The following is a 17350-nucleotide window of genomic DNA, read 5'->3' on the forward strand; positions in this document are numbered from 1 at the left end:
TTCGCCCAAGCTCCATTAACGGTAATCGCGCCAGCTTTCCTTGCTGAACGCCGCCGGCTTAATCCCTGTTTCTACAGTGGTTTATCTCGGACGGTGGTATTTTACAGGTATTTCGTAAGGTTTAAGAGAGGGTTTACAGTTTTTTTAAAACCATTCAACCGGAACGGTAGTTGAAAAAGCGATCAAATGAAGTGATTTCGATCGCTTTACCCGCAGCGGAGGCCGGCAACCGTGCCAGATTGCGAGTCAGATCACGCAATGCCGGCTAAATACTGACTTGCTGCGCCAGGCGGCGAATGATGGCGGCGGTCAGCCCCCAGATAAACTGGCTGTGGTACCAGGAAAGGTAAATCCGGTGCGTATGGCCGGCGCGATGAATGTCCAGCGGGTAGTAACGCGACAGGGTCAGCGCCTCCCGCAAAGGCATTTCAAACACGTCAGCCACTTCGCCTTCGTTGGCGCGGAACTGCACGTCCGGCGAGACCAGGCCGACGATAGGCGTGACCTGAAATCCGGTGCTGCTGTCGAGCGGCGCCATTTGGCCGAGTATGGTAACCGCCTGTGGCGGTATCGCCACTTCTTCCTGCGCTTCTCGCAGCGCCGTCACGATCGCCGACCCGTCTTCAGCGTCGGTTTTACCGCCGGGGAAGGCCACCTGGCCGGCATGTTTGCGCAGCGAGTCGGCGCGGCGGGTCAACAGCAGCGTCGGCTCGGCGCGACAGACGATCGGGATCAGCACCGCGGCCGGGCGCACATTGTGCGAGATCTGCGCCGCCTGCGGCAGCTGCAGTTGGAAACGGCTGATAAAGGCGTGCAGTGAGGCCGGTGCATTTGGTGGGATCACGATTGGGCGCACTCCCCGAGCTGCGGCAGAATGCGGCCAACCTTGTCGAAGGTCTCCTGATATTCCGCCTGTTCCTGGCTGTCCGCCACGATGCCGCCGCCGGCGGAGCAATGGATGCGGCCGTTTTCGGTGACGAGCGTGCGAATAGTGATGTTGGTGTCCATGGTGCCGCAGGCGCTCAGGTAACCGATGCTGCCGCAATAGGCGTTGCGACGCTGCGGCTCCAGTTCTTCGATGATTTCCATCGCCCGCACCTTGGGCGCGCCGGTGATCGAGCCGCCGGGAAAGCAGGCGCGCAGCAGTTCGGTCGCCGAGGCGGTGTCCGGCAGGGTTGCGGTGATGGTGCTCACCAGGTGGTGCACCGCCGGGAACGGCTCCACGACGAACAGTTCCGGCACGCGCACGCTGCCGGGCTGGGCGACGCGGCCGATATCGTTGCGCAGCAGATCGACAATCATCAGATTTTCAGCGCGATCTTTGGGCGAACCGGCCAAACGACGAGCCTGTGCGGCGTCTTGTTCCGCGTCCGCCAGCCGCGGCAGCGTGCCCTTGATCGGGCGGGTTTGGATGCGCTGCTGCTCCAGCCACAGGAAGCGCTCGGGAGAAACGCTCAAAACGCTGTTGTGAGGCAGACGCAAGAACGCGGAGAACGGCGCGCGGTTGCTGGCGCTCAATTGGCAAAACGCCTGCCATTCATCTCCCTGATAGTCTGCGGAGAATCGCTGCGCCAGATTGATTTGGTAACAGTCGCCGCTGCGCAGGTAGTGCTGAATGCGTTGGAACTTCTCGCCGTACTGCTGCCGGCTCATATTGGCGCGCCAATCGCTCAGCAGTGTGAAAGGGCGTGCCGCAGGCGCGGTTTGGCTATTGAGCCAGCGCCAGCGCTGTTCCACGTCGCCATAGCTGAGCAGCGTCAGCGTTTGCAGCCGGTGGTCGGCGATCAGCGCCCAGTCATAAATGCCCACAGCCATGTCCGGTAAGGCGAGGTCGGCTTCGGCCAACTGCGGCAAGCTTTCCACCCGCCGCCCAAGATCGTAGCCGAACAGCCCCAGTGCGCCGCCCTGAAACGGCAGATCCGGATTAAAGGCCGGTTGCCAACCTTGCGCCACCATCTGCTGTTGCAACAACTCAAACGGATCTTGTTGCGACCGTATTGTTACGTCGTCACTTATGATTTCCGTGGTGGCGCCATGAGTCGTGAGAGTAATGCGCGGCTGCGCGACCAGAATATCGAAGCGGTTGTGCGAATGGTCGGCAAAGCCCGAGTGCAGCAGCATCGCCCAAGGCTGCGATGAAAGCGGGGCAAAAAGCGTCATCAGGGCGCTGCGATGGTAGGGCAAAGACTTTATGTTTGGGGCGGTTACGCTCATGAACGTCAATAAACCTGGCTGTGAAGACGGCAATATCTGGCGGCTAGTGTGCCATAGACGGCCATGGCATGCATGTTTTGCCATGCGAGACATGCAGCACACCTCACATAAACGACAGTTCAATAAACCTGAAATAAGGCATTTTTTGCGCCATTGTTTATACTTCGATATGTTAAAAATTTAACGTCAAAATAACTGAAAGCATTTTTCACCGAGGGCGCGAGACCCGAGAAATATAAAGACAACTCGTTAATTTCACACTTTTATTGTTGCTCGCTTTTATTAAGCGGGCGATGCGAAACGGTTTTGCCTGTGTTTTTTAAGGTGGCCGTCTTGTGAAAGTTATTCCTTGTTGTGGAACGCTTTTCTTGTAGAAAGCATGAAAAGACAAACAAGATGAATCTTATTTGGCTCGCGGCGGAAATGTGAATGTTCGCGTCATATTTTCGCTCGGGCGCTGAAGCGATTTCTATTTTTCAAAAAAATAAAATTATCATTTTGTTACATTATTATTGAAGAGCTGCCTATGTCGTTAATGCTGAGCGTCATCGTCCCGATGCACAATGCGGGAGAACTGTTAGAACCTTTCCTGGCTTCGTTGCTTGCTCAACGAGAACAGCGGTTGGAGGTGATCATCGTTAACGATGGTTCCACCGACGGTTCGGGGGAGGTCGCCCACCGCTATGCGGCGGCGCATCCGCATATTCGGGTTATCGATCAGGCGAACGCCGGCGTTTCCAATGCGCGTAATGCCGGGCTCGCCGTTGCCCGAGGAAAATACGTGGCGTTTCCCGACGCTGACGATCTGCTGGCGCCGGAAATGTATTCCACGCTGCTCGAGCAGGCCGAACGGCACCAATTAGACGTGATGCAATGCAATGGCGAACGCTATTTTGCCAGCCAGGACGAATTGCAGCCGATTTTTCCTCAGGAGCGTTTACGCACCACTGATGTTATCACTGGCGTTCAATGGTTCGAACGCGCGTTGAAATCGCGAAAGTTTATTCACGTTGTGTGGTTGGCGATATATCGTCTCGATTTTATCCGCCAGCATCGGCTCTATTTTGAACCGGGCTTACATCACCAGGATATTCCCTGGACGACGGAGGTCATGTTTAATGCCAAGCGGGTCAAATATTTAAGCACGCCGCTGTACCGCCAACGGGTGCACGACAAGTCGATCAGCAATCGCCGCCGCACCGGCAAGGCTAACGTGGATTATCAGCGCCACTATATGAAAATCGTCGAAATGCTGGAGCGGCTCAACCTGCGTTATGCGAGCACCATCGCCATTCGGCCGGCGTTCCATTGGCAGATCACCCGTGAAGCGCTGGGGATTTGCCACAGCATTCGCCGTGAGCCGGATCCGGCCGCTCAGAATCAGATTACCGAAGAGTTTTACCAACGTGGCATCGACAGAGCGATGCTCGCCAATGCGCGCGGCGTGAAGCAGGGGTGGCATGTCATGCTGTGGCGGCACCGTTTAAAGCAGTGGCGCAACGATAACGGCTGTTCACAGCCGGCCTGAGGCACAAGACGTTGGGATCCGCCGCGTTAGCGCGTATACTCCTTCTCCCTTTTGCCGGAGAGAACGACACATGCATGCAGGTATGCCATTACTGAGCCACGCGGAGCAGCAGGAAGCGGCGGATCGCATCCATCAGCTGATGGAACAGGGCATGAGCAGCGGTGAGGCCATTGCTCGCGTTGCGCAGGAAATTCGTGAGAAGCATCAGGGCGCGCATGTCGCGGTGCTGTTCGATGACGAAGACGAACAGCAGGATGCCGCGCCGGAGGCGTCGCGGGATGACGATGCTGAAGAAGACGAAGACTATTGATGTTATCGGGGCCGCGCAAGCGGCCCCGTCAGTTTTAGCGGTTGACCGCTACGGCGGCGGCGGCCTGTTTCGCCAGCTCCACCGCGAGTTCCGTGGTGTCCGCCGTCGCCAGCGCTACACCCAGGCGGCGCTGGCCGGCGATTTCCGGCTTGCCGAACAGACGCAGCTGGTTGTGCCCGCGCAGCGCGTTTTCCAATCCGCTGAAGCGTACATCGGTGCTGGTGAGCTGTGGCAGGATCACCGCCGAAGCGGAAGGGCCGAACTGGCGGATAGCGCCGATCGGCAAACCGAGAAACGCGCGCACGTGCAGGGCGAACTCAGACAGATCCTGTGAAATCAACGTGACCATGCCGGTATCGTGTGGGCGTGGCGACACTTCGCTGAAGATCACGTCGTCGCCACAAACGAACAGCTCCACGCCGAACAGCCCGAAGCCCCCCAGGGCCTTCACCACTTTCTCGGCGATAGCCTGGGCCCGGCTCAGCGCCGTAGCCGACATGCGTTGCGGCTGCCAGGACTCGCGGTAATCCCCATCCTCCTGACGGTGCCCGATCGGCTCACAGAAATGCACGCCATCCACGGCGCTGATGGTCAGCAGCGTAATTTCAAAATCAAATCTTACCAGCCCTTCGACGATCACCCGGCCACCGCCGGCACGGCCGCCCTGTTGGGCGTAATCCCAGGCGCTTTGCAGCTGTTCGGGCGTGCGGATCAGGCTCTGGCCTTTGCCGGAAGAGCTCATCACCGGTTTGACGATGCACGGGTAGCCGATATGCTCGACCGCCTGACGGAAGACCGTCTCGCTGTCGGCAAAGCGGTAGCTGGAGGTGGGCAGGCCAAGTTCTTCCGCCGCCAGTCGGCGGATGCCTTCACGGTTCATGGTCAGGCGCGTGGCTTCGGCGCAGGGCACCACGCGATGGCCCTGGCGTTCAAGTTCGACCAACATGGCGGTGGCGATCGCTTCGATTTCGGGAACGATATAGTCCGGCCGCTCGTGTTCGATGACGGCTTTCAACGCGTCACCGTCCAGCATATTGATGACGTGGCTGCGGTGCGCCACATGCATGGCCGGCGCATCGGCGTAGCGATCGACGGCGATCACCTCCAGACCGAGGCGCTGGCATTCAATGGCGACTTCTTTACCCAGCTCGCCTGAGCCGAGCAACATGACGCGGGTGGCGGAAGGGCGCAGGGCGGTTCCAATCGTTAACATAGTTTCGTACCTGGATCGGTGAAAGTAAGCGGATTGATGATCGGCGGGCAGTATATACGAAAACGATTGCGCGCGCAGCCGCCGCGCCGTTTTTGTTGCTAACTGGCTGTTTTTATAAAAAACAGAAATATTTGCCCTGTATGAGCGATTGTGCGTTAATAACCGACGGCGAAAGAAGACCTACTTATCGAAAGGTTTTCGCGTCTCGTGCCGTCAAGGCAGGTTTATCAAGTAAAGGAAACACAAATGAGCAAGATCACTGGTCACGTTAAATGGTTCAACGAAAGCAAAGGTTTCGGCTTTATTACCCCTGCCGACGGCTCTAAAGACGTTTTCGTTCATTTCTCCGCTATCGTCAGCGATGGTTTCAAGACCCTGGCTGAAGGCCAGCAGGTTGAGTTCTCCATCCAGGACAGCCAACGTGGCCCAGCCGCAGCCAACGTCGTTGCGATTTAACGACTGCGTTGCCAAGAAACCCGCCGCCGGCGGGTTTTTTTATGCCCGCACCCCGTAACGCCGCCCATCTCTGTTATCATTTACCGCTGATTCGGCGCTTACCTGCGGGCGCGCCGCCATTCCATTCGTCACATAAGAGTTATCGCCGTGAGCACAGTTTCTTTTTCTTCCCTGCCGCTGCCAGCCGAACAGTTGGCCAACCTCAACGAACTGGGGTACGCCGAAATGACGCCGGTACAGGCCGCCGCATTGCCCGCCATCCTGCAAGGGCGGGACGTGCGCGCCAAGGCGAAAACCGGCAGCGGTAAAACGGCGGCCTTCGGCATTGGTCTGCTGAACAGTATCGTCGTCGGTCAGGTCGCCACGCAGGCGCTGGTGCTCTGTCCCACCCGCGAGCTGGCCGATCAGGTGAGCAAAGAGCTGCGTCGCCTGGCGCGTTTTACGCAAAACATCAAGATCCTGACGCTGTGCGGCGGCCAGCCGATGGGGCCGCAGCTCGATTCGCTGGTGCATGCGCCGCACATCGTGGTGGGGACGCCGGGCCGTATCCAGGAACACCTGCGCAAGAAAACGCTGCAGCTGGACGAGCTGAAGGTGCTGGTGCTGGATGAGGCCGATCGCATGCTGGACATGGGGTTCGCCGACGACATCGACGATGTGATCAGCTATACGCCGCCGCAACGTCAGACGCTGCTGTTTTCCGCCACGTACCCGGCAGGCATCGAGCGCATCAGCGCGCGCGTTCAACGCCAGCCGCTGAGCGTCGAGGTGGACGATGGCGAAGCGCAGACCTCCATCGAACAACGCTTTTATGAGACCACGCGCGATCAGCGCCCAGCGCTGCTGGTGTCGGCCATTCGCTATCATCAACCCGCGTCCTGCGTGGTGTTCTGCAATACCAAGCGCGACTGTCAGACGGTGCTTGAGGCCCTGGAGGCCCGCGGCATCAGTGCGCTGGCGCTGCATGGCGATCTGGAACAGCGCGACCGCGACCAAGTGTTGGTGCGTTTCGCCAACCGCAGTTGCCGGGTATTGGTGGCGACCGACGTCGCCGCACGCGGGCTGGATATTAAAGAGCTGGAGCTGGTGGTCAACTACGAGCTGGCGTTCGATCCCGAAGTGCATGTGCACCGTATTGGCCGTACCGGCCGCGCCGGCATGAGCGGGTTGGCGATCAGCCTGTGCACGCCGCAGGAAATGGCGCGTGCGCACGCGATTGAAGACTATCTGCAGATGAGCGTCGACTGGTCGCCGGTGTCCGAGCTGAGCGGGGCGGCCAACGGCTCGCTGGAGGCGGAAATGGTGACGCTGTGCATCGACGGCGGCCGCAAGGCGAAGATCCGTCCCGGCGATATTCTCGGGGCGCTGACCGGTGATGCCGGGCTGACGGCGGCGGAAGTGGGCAAGATCGATATGTTCCCGGTGCATGCCTATGTCGCGATCCGCAAAGCCAGCGCGCGCAAGGCGCTGCAACAGTTGCAGCAGGGCAAAATCAAAGGCAAAAGCTGCAAGGTGCGGCTGCTGAAATAAGCCAAGGGCGGGCGGCGGTTTGCCTTCCCGCCACGATCTATTTATACTGTATATAATAACAGTAATTTGAGTATTTGAGGACGCACGCATGGCGGTTGAAGTTAAATATGTGGTGGTGAGAAACGGTGAGGAAAAAATGACTTTCGCGAGCAAGAAAGAAGCCGACGCCTACGACAAAATGCTGGATCTGGCGGACAACCTTGGGGAGTGGCTGCAGCAGGCGCCGCTGAACCTGGATGACGAACAGCGCGAAGGGCTGAGCTTCTTCCTGGCGGAAAACAAGGATGCGCTGGGCCTGATTCTGCGCGGCGCATCGCCGGCGGAAACCCTCAAGAAACCGGCGGAAAGCAAAGCGAAAAAAGCGGCCTCTACCCCAAAAGAGGGATCTGCGTCAGAAAAGCAGGCGGCATAATGACTTATGTTGCGGTGTTGTGATGAAAAAGGATCTAAAATGAGCCGTGAAATAACTTTCTTCAGCCGCTTTGAGCAAGACATTCTGGCCGGGCGTAAAACCATCACCATTCGGGATGCCAGTGAATCGCATTTTGAACCGGGCGAGGTATTGCGCGTTAGCCGCAATGAGGACGGCGTATTTTTCTGCTTTATCGAAGTGCTGTCGGTAACGCCGGTGCGCCTGGATGCGCTGACCGAACGCCACGCACAGCAGGAGAACATGTCGCTCGGCGAACTGAAGCAGGTGATCAAGGAAATCTATCCGGGCCTGGATGCGCTGTTTGTCATTGAGTTCGTCAAACGGTAACCCTTTGCCGAAGCCCTGTTGTGAGCCAGGGATGGGCGCCCGGATAGCGCTAATCACAACGGGAGGACATATGAAAAAAACGGGTTTGGCTATCGCCTTGTTGGCCATGATGGGAGCATCGACGACGGTGTGGGCGCAGGATCACGAACAGCGCGCCGCCAAGGTGGGGCAGTGTGCGGGCCTGCAGCCGGCGGATATCGCCGCCCAGGTCAAGCGCGACTTCTTGCAGAACCGCATTACGCGCTGGGAGTCGGACAAAAAGCTGCTGGGTACCGCAACGCCGATTGCCTGGGTTAGCCCGGATGCCATCAGCGGCAAGGATCAGGTATGGCAGGTGCCGTTGACGGTGCGTGGCACCAAGGCAGATAAAACCTACAACGTGACGCTCAACTGCAACACCGGCGAAATCGCCTACAGCGCCCCACAGTAACGCTTTCCCGGCAGTAAAAAGCCCGCCGAGCGGCGGGCTTGATGTTCTCAGGCGGCGTCAGTCGCTGAACGGGATCACCAATTCACCCGGTTTCACTTCCAACCCTTTCGCCAGTTTTTTCGCCAGCGCTTCGGTTTTGCTGTTGTCAGGATTCAGCACATAAGCCGGCTTTTGGTCGAAGTAGGATTTCAGCGACTGGTTCAGATACGGCGTCAGCGCTTTCATGACCGTCTGCATTTTTTCCGGTTGCACGCTGTAATCGGTCAGCTCCATGTCCTTCAGGAAAATGGCGCCCTGCGCCCGGTCATAAACCGGCTGCGCCTTCAGCGTCAGCTTCAGATCAGCGGTCTGCGGGCCGAGAATCGACGTGATGTTGACCTTGGCGTCGCCGGAAAGGGTGACTTTACCCGGTTCGCTGCGGCCGATCTGGCTTTGCAACTGAGTCAGCACGATGTTGGCGTCCAGCAGGCCGGGCACGCCGATTTGCTTCTGATAGTCGTTATGTTTCTGCAGGTAGTCATTCACTTCCTGTTCACTCAGGGTGTACTGGGTCAGTTGATTGCAACCGGCCAATACGCCGGCGAACAGCAGGGCGGCTGCGCCCATCAGGATCTTCTTCATTAATGCCTCATTGCGACTGCTGGCGAAAAGTGCTGCAGATAATTGATTAATCATTATAAACGCTCCGCCTGCGCGTGAAAACGGCAGGCGGCGGTATGGCGGGAATAGTGCGCGTAAAACAGGGCGAGACCTATCGGATAACGCCGAAAGCGTCAGCGCCGTAATCGCAGCGCCAAGAGGATCACGCCGGCCAGGCAGGCTGCGCCTCCCAACAGCGGGAACAGCGGAATGCCCCACAGCCGCAGCGACGAATGCATCAGATAAGGCGCCAGCCCCAGGGCAAAAGCGGCGGTGACGATGGCGATGGCCAGGGTAACGGCGCTGCGCTCCAGCGCTTTGCTCAACTGACCGAGGTTCTTGACGTTAATGTCGGCATTGAGCTGCCCGCGTTTCAGGCGGCGCACCAACAGCCGCAGGGTTTGTGGCAGCTCCTCTCCGGCGTCGAGCGCTTCCCCGCCCAGGGCCAAGAGTCGTTGGCGCACGGCGTCAGGGGCATAGCGTTGCAGCACCGTTTGTTGCAGCATCGGTTTGAGCGTGGCGACGATGTCAAAGGCCGGATCCAGCCGGTGCAGCACGCCGTCGGCGGTGATTAAGGCCTTGAACAGCAGCACCAGATCCGGCGGCAGCGCCAGCTGGTGCTCACGCGCCATCACCAACAGGTCAGTGAGGGCTTTGCCGAGCGTCAGGGTGGCGGCGGCCTGCTTGTCGAGAAAGTTTTGCGCCGCCAGCTCCAGGTCCATCAGATCCAGCGGTTCGCTGTCCGACCAGGCGATCAGCGTGTTGACGATGCCTTCGGACTGACGATCGGCGATGGCCTGCAGCAGCAGGAGCAACTGGTTGCGCCGCCGTTCGGACAGCTGGCCCACCATGCCAAAGTCGATGAAGCCGACGCGATCGCCGCTCAGCGCCATCACGTTGCCGGGGTGCGGATCGGCGTGATACAGCCGGTGCTCCAGCACCATGCTCATAAAGGCACGGGCGCCGCGCTGCGCCAGCAGCGGGCCGTCAAATCCCGCTTCCGCCAACTGCCGGGGGTTCTCCGGCGCGGTGCCGGGCAAGTATTCCTGCACTAACAGACGCGGGGAAGACCATTGCCAATAGATTTTCGGCACGACCACGTCGGGTTCACGCGCAAACATGCCGGCGACGCGATCGCAGTTATGCCCTTCATGGGTCAAATCCAGTTCATGATTGAGCGCCGTCGCCAGCGCTCTGACCATCTGCCGTGGTCGATAGCGCGCCAGCGCCTGACTCTGCTGCTCCACGGTTTCCGCCAGCGAGGCCAGCAGCCGCAGATCGGCGTGAATGGTTTTTGCCAGGCCGGGGCGCAGCACTTTCACCACTACCTGTTCGCCGCTGTGCAGGCGCGCGCGGTAAATTTGCGCCATCGACGCCGCGGCCAGCGGTGTGCGATCGAATTCGGCAAACAGGTGCTCGGGATCATCCCCGAGATCGGCGATGATCTGCGGCGCCAGCATTTCCCATGGCAACACCGCCGCCTGGCTGTGCAGACGATCCAGTTCGTCGGTCCAGGCCGGATCCAGCAGGTCAGAACGCGTGGCCAGGATCTGGCCGAATTTGACGAAGGTTGGGCCGAGCGCCTCGAGCGCTTCGCGCAGCCGCTGAGGAAGGGGCTGCGCACTCTGCCGCGCGGGCTCACTGCGGGCGCCACGCAGCAACGCCCCCAGGCCCAGCAGGCGCAGAACGTCTTGCAAACCATAACGAATCAGAACGGAAGTAATTTCCTTCAGCCGCGCCCGATCGCGAGCGGTGGCGAGCACCATTTTCAGCATCAGTACGCCATATCCTTTTTGTGACTGTCGAACGTTATTGTTCCATATCCAGCAGCAACGGCACTTCGCTGCGCTGCGCCATGCGGTTGCGGTAGGCTTCCACGTTGTCCGGCAGGGCAACCCCGGCGACGATCGACAATGAGCGCAGCAGCGGGAACAGATGAATATCGTCCTCAGAAAGCTCGCCGTTCACGGCGTCGGCGGAGACGATCAGCGGTGACAGCGTTTGCAGGTCGGCCTCCAGTTCGGCGATCAGATCGGCGCTGTTGGCGAGATGCTCGGCGAAATCACCGATTGACGCCTGCTTTTTATCGATAAAGTAACGGCGGGCGCTGTCGGTGGCAAATTCTTCGAAATCGGCATGCGCAATACGCGGCAACAGCAATTTTGCCGCATAACTGTCGACCCGGCGCAACCACTCGGCGATGGCAGGGTTGGTGCGGCCGGTCAGCACCGGTTTGCCGTCCAAGCCATCGACATAGCGCACGATATCCAGGCTTTCCGGCATCGCTTCGCCGTCGTCTTTGATCAGGATCGGCACCATTTTTTTGCCAATCAGATTGAACGGGGTCGTCTCATCGTCGTTGAGCAACGTGACCAGGCGAATCGGCAGATGTTTCAGGCCGAAAATAATGCGGGCTTTAACGCAGAATGGGCAATGATCGTAAATGAACAGTTTCATGCTTGCTCCGGGTTGTCAGGTTTTAACAGCAATAGTTACCACAGCTTATCGAGGCTGTCTTGAAACGCGTGTGTTGGATGGTGCGTTATTGCGATATTGCCCGCGCAACAGGCGCGGGCGAGGGGTGCTATTTCTTGACCGGTACCGAGTTGAGCACATCGATCAGGTGAATGCGGGCTTGTTCCAAATCGATCTGATCGCGTTCGTTGGCGGCGGTGACGACCTGCAGCTGTTTGATAATATCGTTTTTCAGGCCGGCGTCGCTGGCGAGGATATGCGCCAGCGCCTTTTCCACCAGGGTGGAGCGCGCATAAATCATGCGCAAGTTCAGTATCATATGTTCGAGTAGTTGCGGTAATTTGGCTTCTTCGCTCATGCCGACGGGCTCCTGTGGGTGTTTTTACTAACAGGATAGCAGCTGTTGCCGATTCGGCCGGATTTCTATGGCGTTAGCCGCCGCGCAGTATCACCGACGCGTTGCGCCGCGGGCTGAATTGCCAGTACAGCGCCAGCAGCGTGGCGAAGCCGACGGCGCCGAGCAGCAGCCAGGGCAGCTCCGGCATGTTCATCATCCGCCCGGTATCGTACATCCAACCGCCGCCGGTATATCCCAACGCACCGCCCAACGCCAGCCCGAGGCGGCTGAAGCCCATGTAGCTGCCGCGCGCCCGCGGATCGGCCAGTGACGCGCTGAGCGTTTCGCGCGCCGGCTCGGCGATGATCGAACCCAGATAGAAACAGCAGATCAGCGTGAACACGCCTTGCAGGCTGCTGGCAAGGCCGATCGGCAGCAGGCTGAGCGTCATCAGCAGCAGGCCCGCCATCAGGCGTTGTTCAAGCCGAAAATGTTTTTCACCCCAACGCGCCAGCGGATAGAGCAGCGACAGCGACAGCGCCGCTTCGATCGCGTACATCCATTTCACCGCCGCCGGTGAGCCGGCAATTTCATTGACCACGATCGGCAGCATCAGCATCACCTGTACCGCCAGCATATAGTAGCCGGTCAGCGTCAGGACATAGGTGAGGAAGCGGCGATCGCGCACGACCCGCAACATGCCTTCTTTCATCGGCACGCGCACGGTGGAGATGCGATAAGCCGGCAGTAACCAGGCGTTCCAGCCGGCGGCCAGCACGAAGATCGCCGCCCCGACCCAGCAGACAAAGTGGAAATCGTATTGCAGCAGCCAACTGCCGATCAGCGCGCCGACTACCGCGCCGGCGCTGTCCTGCATCATCAACAGCGAGAAAAAGCGGCCGCGTTCGTGCGGACGGGTCAGTTTGATCACCAAAGCGGTGCGCGGCGGATCGAACAGCGTGCCGCCGAGGGCGGACAGCGCGCAGGAGAACCACAGGATCCACGGCGCATCGGCCATCGCCATGGTGGCGAAACCGGCGGCGCGCAGCAGCATGCCGGTGACGATCATCGGCTTGGCGCCAAAGCGGTCGGCGACCGCGCCGCCAAAGATGCCGAGCCCTTGTTGCAGCAACTGACGCAAACCCAGCGCGATGCCGACGATCAGCGCCGCCCATCCCAGCTGATCGACGAAGCGGATCGAAATAAGCGGGAACACGACAAAGAAGCCTAAAACCACCAGCAGGTTGTCGAGCAACAGAAAATATTTACCCAAGCTGCGCGCTTGCGACACCAGAGACATGCATCACCATGAGCAATTAAGAGAGAGGGGGAAGGCAACTCCACCATTCTCTACCCAATTGGCGGACGGCGACAGGGGCGGAGTAGATAATATTTTTTTATCGTCAAGGTGTTACCTGAACTGCAAAATTGGCGGAAAAACGCCGTAAAACGCGTATTCGGCGATTTACTGAGCGGCCGGTATTTTACCTCGGGGGCGGCCTACGGTTATATTGAATGCAAGGGAGCGCGGTTCTGAGGCGCTATTGGCAACATAAAGTCATGGCCTCAGATCGGCGTCGGATAATTATCCACGACGCTTCCTAATAAATACTTCTTATCGAACCGTTTTGACCGCGGGGGAAATGATGTTCGGCTACCGCTCTGCATCGCCAAAAGTACGTCTTACTACCGACCGGATGGTGGTCCGTTTAGTGCATGAACGGGACGCCTATCGTCTGGCGGACTATTATGCCGAGAACCGGACCTTTCTCAAACCCTGGGAGCCGGTGCGCGATGAAAGCCATTGTTATCCGTCCGGCTGGCAGGCGCGCCTGGGGATGATCGCTGAAATGCAAAAGCAGGGCAGCGCCTACTATTTTATCCTGCTCGATCCGGAAGAGCAGGAAGTCCGCGGCGTGGCGAACTTCAGCAACGTGTTGCGCGGTTCGTTTCACGCCTGCTTCCTCGGTTATTCGCTGGGGGAGAAATGGCAGGGGCAGGGGTTGATGTTCGAAGCCTTGCAGTCCGCCATCCGCTATATGCTGCGCCAACAGCGCATGCACCGCATCATGGCCAACTATATGCCGCATAACCAGCGCAGCGGCGCATTGCTGACGCGTCTGGGATTCGAACGCGAAGGTTACGCCAAAGATTACCTGCTGATCGACGGCAAGTGGCAAGACCACGTTTTGACGGCATACACCAATAAAGAGTGGCTACCCCCACGTTGAGGCCAAACGATGAAATGTGAATTGAACGCCAAAGAGGCCCGGGTCATCGGCTGCCTGTTGGAAAAACAGGTGACGACGCCGGACCAATACCCGCTTTCGCTTAACGCCATTACCCTGGCCTGTAACCAAAAGACCAACCGCGAGCCGGTGATGGATCTGAGCGAAAGCGAGGTGCAGCAACTCCTCGATCTGTTGCTGCGCAAACATTTCCTGCGCACCCTCAGCGGGTTCGGCAATCGGATCGTGAAATACGAGCAGCGGTTTTGCAATTCCGAGTTTGGCCAGCTGAAGCTCTCTCCCGCCGAACTGGCGGTGATCGCCACCTTACTGCTGCGCGGCGCGCAAACGCCGGGCGAGCTGCGCACGCGCACCAACCGAATGCACGAGTTCAGCGATGTCAGCGAGGTCGAACAGGTGCTGCAGCAGTTGACCACGCGCGAAGACGGCCCGTTCGTGGTGCGCCTGGCGCGCGAGCCGGGCAAGCGCGAAAGCCGCTTCATGCATCTGTTCAGCGGGCCAATCGATGAGGCGCCGCCGGCGCTCGAGTCGGAGATCGACGGTGAATTGAGCGCCAGGGTCAGCGCGTTGGAAAACGACGTGGCGGAGCTGAAACGGCAGGTGCAGCAACTGTTGGCGAGGGAAACGCATGACTAAATTGCGCGTGGGCGTGGTGGGGCTGGGCAGCATCGCGCAGAAGGCCTACCTGCCGATCCTCAGTCAGGCGGCGGACTGGACGCTGGTGGGCGGCTTCTCGCCTAATCAACAGAAAGCGCAGCCGCTGTGCGACAGCTACCGCATGGCCTGTTTCCCTCGGCTGGACAGCTTGGCCGAACAGTGCGATGCGGTCTTTGTCCACAGCAGCACCGCCAGCCATTTTTCGGTCATTGGCGAGCTGCTTAACCGTGGCGTACATGTTTACGTCGATAAGCCGCTGGCGGAAACGCTGGAGCAGGGCGAGCAGTTGCTTGAGCTGGCCGAGCGGCGGGGCAAAACGCTGATGGTGGGGTTCAACCGCCGTTTCGCGCCGCTTTACCGCCAACTCAAGCAGCAAATGAATCAGCCCGCCTCCATTCGCATGGATAAACATCGGGCGGACAGCGTCGGCCCTCACGATCTGCGTTTTACCCTGTTGGATGATTACCTGCACGTGGTGGACACCGCCCTGTGGCTGGCGGGCGGAGGCGAGCAACTGCTGAGCGGCAGCGTGCGCGCCAACGCTGCAGGCGAGATGCTGTACGCCGAGCACCACTTCGCCTGTGGCGATACGCTGGTGACGACCAGTATGCATCGCCGCGGCGGCAGCCAGCGCGAAAGCGTGCAGGCGGTGACAGACGGCGCGCGGTATCAGTTGACCGATATGCGCCACTGGCTGCGCGAAGATGCGCAGGGCGAGTTGGAACAGCCGGTGCCGGGTTGGCAAAGCACGCTGGTGCAACGCGGTTTCGACGGGGCTGTGCGGCATTTCCTCTGCGCCGTCGCCAATCAGAGCGCGCCGGAAACCGGCGGCGAGCAGGCGCTGGTTGCGCAGCGGGTGGTCGAGCGTTTGTTACGCGATAACTCTATGTAACATATGGCGGTAGCTATTCTTTTCCGGATGCGTAAACTGAGCCGATTGTTTCACTGACGCCTGCTGTTGCAGGCGTTGATATTTACGGTACCTATCAGACAACCACATGAACCTACTCAAATCATTGGCTGCCGTCAGCTCGATGACGATGTTTTCGCGGGTGTTGGGCTTTGCCCGCGATGCGATCGTCGCGCGCGTGTTCGGGGCCGGCATGGCAACGGACGCCTTCTTCGTGGCGTTCAAACTTCCTAACCTGCTGCGTCGTATCTTTGCCGAAGGCGCATTTTCGCAGGCTTTCGTGCCGATCCTGGCGGAATATAAGAGCCAGCAGGGCGAGGAAGCGACGCGCACCTTTATCGCCTATGTCTCCGGGCTGTTGACGTTGGTGCTGGCGGTGGTGACGGTGCTGGGGATGCTGGCCGCGCCCTGGGTGATCTATATCACTGCGCCGGGCTTTACCGATACGCCCGACAAGTTTGCGCTGACGTCGGCGCTGCTGCGCATTACCTTCCCCTATATTCTATTGATTTCGCTGGCCTCGCTGGTGGGGGCGATCCTCAATACCTGGAACCGTTTCTCGATCCCGGCCTTTGCGCCAACGCTGCTTAACGTCAGCATGATCGGCTTCGCGCTGTTCGCCGCGCCGTATTTCCACCCGCCGGTGCTGGCGCTGGCGTGGGCGGTGGTGGTCGGCGGCGTGCTGCAACTGGGCTATCAGCTGCCGCACCTGCGCAAGATCGGCATGCTGGTGCTGCCGCGCATCAAATTGGGCGACGCCGGGGTCTGGCGGGTGATGCGCCAGATGGGGCCGGCGATCCTTGGGGTGTCGGTCAGCCAAATCTCGCTGATCATCAACACAATCTTCGCATCGTTCCTGGTGTCCGGCTCGGTGTCCTGGATGTACTATGCCGACCGCCTGATGGAGTTTCCTTCCGGCGTGCTGGGCGTGGCATTGGGCACCATCCTGCTGCCGTCGCTGGCCAAAAGCTTCTCGAGCGGCAACCACGACGAGTATTCGCGCCTGATGGATTGGGGGCTGCGCCTGTGCTTCCTGCTGGCGCTGCCGAGCGCCATCGCGCTGGGTATTTTGGCCAAACCGTTGACCGTCTCACTGTTCCAGTACGGCAAGTTCAGCGCCTTTGACGCGGCGATGACGCAACGTGCGCTGGTGGCTTACTCGGTGGGGCTGATGGGGCTGATCGTGGTTAAGGTGCTGGCGCCGGGCTTTTATTCGCGTCAGGACATCAAAACGCCCGTCAAGATCGCCATCATTACGCTGATCATGACGCAGGTGATGAACCTGGCGTTTATCGGTCCGCTGAAGCATGCCGGCCTGGCGCTGTCGATCGGTTTGGCGGCCTGCCTGAACGCCGCGCTGCTGTATTGGCAGCTGCGCAAGCAGAAAATCTTCCAGCCACAGCCGGGTTGGGCGCTGTTCCTCACCAAGCTGGTGATTGCCGTACTGGTGATGTCGGCCGTGCTGATTGGCTTGATGTGGCTGATGCCGGCCTGGGATCAGGGCAACATGCTGGAGCGTTTGCTGCGCTTGGCGGCGGTGGTGGTGGCCGGTGTGGTAGCCTACTTCGGCGTGCTGGCCGGGTTGGGTTTCCGCCCGCGTGATTTCGCGCGCCGGGTCGTCTGAGCCGAGTGAAAGCGTAAA

The 17350-nt window shown here is 59.4% G+C and carries 19 protein-coding genes; 11 read left to right on the top strand and 8 right to left on the bottom strand.

The window, feature by feature from the left end:
* Positions 1-265: 265 nt before the first annotated feature.
* Together ACJ8J1_RS05450 and pabB are read right to left on the bottom strand one after the other, a co-directional pair.
* The gene (locus tag ACJ8J1_RS05450) at positions 266-844 is read right to left on the bottom strand and encodes a CoA pyrophosphatase (protein ID WP_033644292.1); all 579 of its coding nucleotides are present in this window, start codon (positions 842-844) and stop codon (positions 266-268) included.
* On the bottom strand, positions 841-2214 hold the full coding sequence (gene pabB, locus ACJ8J1_RS05455) for an aminodeoxychorismate synthase component 1 (protein ID WP_033644291.1): 1374 nt from the start codon (positions 2212-2214) through the stop codon (positions 841-843). Before pabB ends, ACJ8J1_RS05450 begins: the two co-directional genes overlap by 4 nt.
* A 526-nt stretch (positions 2215-2740) precedes the next feature.
* Here pabB and ACJ8J1_RS05460 point away from each other — a divergent pair.
* Both ACJ8J1_RS05460 and ACJ8J1_RS05465 read left to right on the top strand, forming a co-directional pair.
* Positions 2741-3742, top strand: a complete 1002-nt coding sequence (locus ACJ8J1_RS05460) for a glycosyltransferase (protein ID WP_033643379.1) — start codon at positions 2741-2743, stop codon at positions 3740-3742.
* 70 nt (positions 3743-3812) lie between these two features.
* The gene (locus ACJ8J1_RS05465; protein ID WP_033643378.1) at positions 3813-4052 is read left to right on the top strand and encodes a YoaH family protein; all 240 of its coding nucleotides are present in this window, start codon (positions 3813-3815) and stop codon (positions 4050-4052) included.
* A 34-nt stretch (positions 4053-4086) separates the two neighbouring features.
* Here ACJ8J1_RS05465 and purT read toward each other — a convergent pair whose 3' ends face one another.
* Complete coding sequence (gene purT / locus ACJ8J1_RS05470) at positions 4087-5265, bottom strand: formate-dependent phosphoribosylglycinamide formyltransferase (RefSeq protein WP_033643377.1); 1179 nt, start codon at positions 5263-5265, stop codon at positions 4087-4089.
* 246 nt (positions 5266-5511) lie between these two features.
* Here purT and cspE point away from each other — a divergent pair, with 246 nt between their 5' ends.
* The 5 genes from cspE (at position 5512) to yebF (ending at position 8441) form a co-directional block, all read left to right on the top strand.
* Positions 5512-5721 (top strand): transcription antiterminator/RNA stability regulator CspE, encoded by a 210-nt coding sequence (gene cspE, locus ACJ8J1_RS05475; protein ID WP_004927572.1) that lies wholly within the window; start codon positions 5512-5514, stop codon positions 5719-5721.
* A gap of 147 nt (positions 5722-5868) precedes the next feature.
* Positions 5869-7251: an ATP-dependent RNA helicase DbpA gene (dbpA, locus tag ACJ8J1_RS05480; RefSeq protein WP_033643376.1), complete on the top strand. Its 1383-nt coding sequence runs from the start codon at positions 5869-5871 to the stop codon at positions 7249-7251.
* 88 nt (positions 7252-7339) lie between these two features.
* Complete coding sequence (locus ACJ8J1_RS05485) at positions 7340-7663, top strand: YebG family protein (RefSeq protein WP_033643375.1); 324 nt, start codon at positions 7340-7342, stop codon at positions 7661-7663.
* A gap of 39 nt (positions 7664-7702) precedes the next feature.
* Positions 7703-8011 (top strand): N(4)-acetylcytidine aminohydrolase, encoded by a 309-nt coding sequence (yqfB, locus tag ACJ8J1_RS05490; RefSeq protein ID WP_004927562.1) that lies wholly within the window; start codon positions 7703-7705, stop codon positions 8009-8011.
* A gap of 70 nt (positions 8012-8081) precedes the next feature.
* Positions 8082-8441, top strand: a complete 360-nt coding sequence (yebF, locus tag ACJ8J1_RS05495) for a protein YebF (RefSeq protein WP_033643374.1) — start codon at positions 8082-8084, stop codon at positions 8439-8441.
* A 57-nt stretch (positions 8442-8498) separates the two neighbouring features.
* Here yebF and ACJ8J1_RS05500 read toward each other — a convergent pair whose 3' ends face one another.
* The 5 genes from ACJ8J1_RS05500 to mdtH all read right to left on the bottom strand — a co-directional run bounded on the left by ACJ8J1_RS05500 (position 8499) and on the right by mdtH (position 13192).
* Positions 8499-9062: a lipoprotein gene (locus ACJ8J1_RS05500; RefSeq protein WP_016927416.1), complete on the bottom strand. Its 564-nt coding sequence runs from the start codon at positions 9060-9062 to the stop codon at positions 8499-8501.
* A gap of 152 nt (positions 9063-9214) precedes the next feature.
* Positions 9215-10855, bottom strand: coding sequence for an ABC1 kinase family protein (locus ACJ8J1_RS05505; RefSeq protein ID WP_033643373.1), 1641 nt, complete (start codon positions 10853-10855; stop codon positions 9215-9217).
* 34 nt (positions 10856-10889) lie between these two features.
* Positions 10890-11537, bottom strand: coding sequence for a glutaredoxin 2 (gene grxB, locus ACJ8J1_RS05510; RefSeq protein WP_033643372.1), 648 nt, complete (start codon positions 11535-11537; stop codon positions 10890-10892).
* Between the two features lie 127 nt (positions 11538-11664).
* Positions 11665-11913: a hypothetical protein gene (locus ACJ8J1_RS05515; protein WP_033643371.1), complete on the bottom strand. Its 249-nt coding sequence runs from the start codon at positions 11911-11913 to the stop codon at positions 11665-11667.
* A gap of 73 nt (positions 11914-11986) precedes the next feature.
* The gene (gene mdtH / locus ACJ8J1_RS05520; RefSeq protein ID WP_033643370.1) at positions 11987-13192 is read right to left on the bottom strand and encodes a multidrug efflux MFS transporter MdtH; all 1206 of its coding nucleotides are present in this window, start codon (positions 13190-13192) and stop codon (positions 11987-11989) included.
* Positions 13193-13538: 346 nt separating this feature from the next.
* Here mdtH and rimJ point away from each other — a divergent pair, with 346 nt between their 5' ends.
* The 4 genes from rimJ (at position 13539) to murJ (ending at position 17332) form a co-directional block, all read left to right on the top strand.
* The gene (gene rimJ, locus ACJ8J1_RS05525) at positions 13539-14123 is read left to right on the top strand and encodes a ribosomal protein S5-alanine N-acetyltransferase (RefSeq protein ID WP_033644290.1); all 585 of its coding nucleotides are present in this window, start codon (positions 13539-13541) and stop codon (positions 14121-14123) included.
* Between the two features lie 9 nt (positions 14124-14132).
* Positions 14133-14777: a YceH family protein gene (locus tag ACJ8J1_RS05530; protein WP_033643369.1), complete on the top strand. Its 645-nt coding sequence runs from the start codon at positions 14133-14135 to the stop codon at positions 14775-14777.
* Positions 14770-15690, top strand: coding sequence for a Gfo/Idh/MocA family protein (locus tag ACJ8J1_RS05535; protein WP_033643368.1), 921 nt, complete (start codon positions 14770-14772; stop codon positions 15688-15690). The genes ACJ8J1_RS05530 and ACJ8J1_RS05535 overlap by 8 nt, the downstream gene beginning before the upstream one ends.
* A 106-nt stretch (positions 15691-15796) precedes the next feature.
* Complete coding sequence (gene murJ, locus ACJ8J1_RS05540; protein ID WP_033643367.1) at positions 15797-17332, top strand: murein biosynthesis integral membrane protein MurJ; 1536 nt, start codon at positions 15797-15799, stop codon at positions 17330-17332.
* The last annotated feature ends 18 nt before the right edge of the window (positions 17333-17350 follow it).

This window comes from Serratia sp. CY37869 (assembly GCF_052168895.1).
Classification (GTDB): Bacteria; Pseudomonadota; Gammaproteobacteria; order Enterobacterales; family Enterobacteriaceae; genus Serratia; species Serratia ureilytica.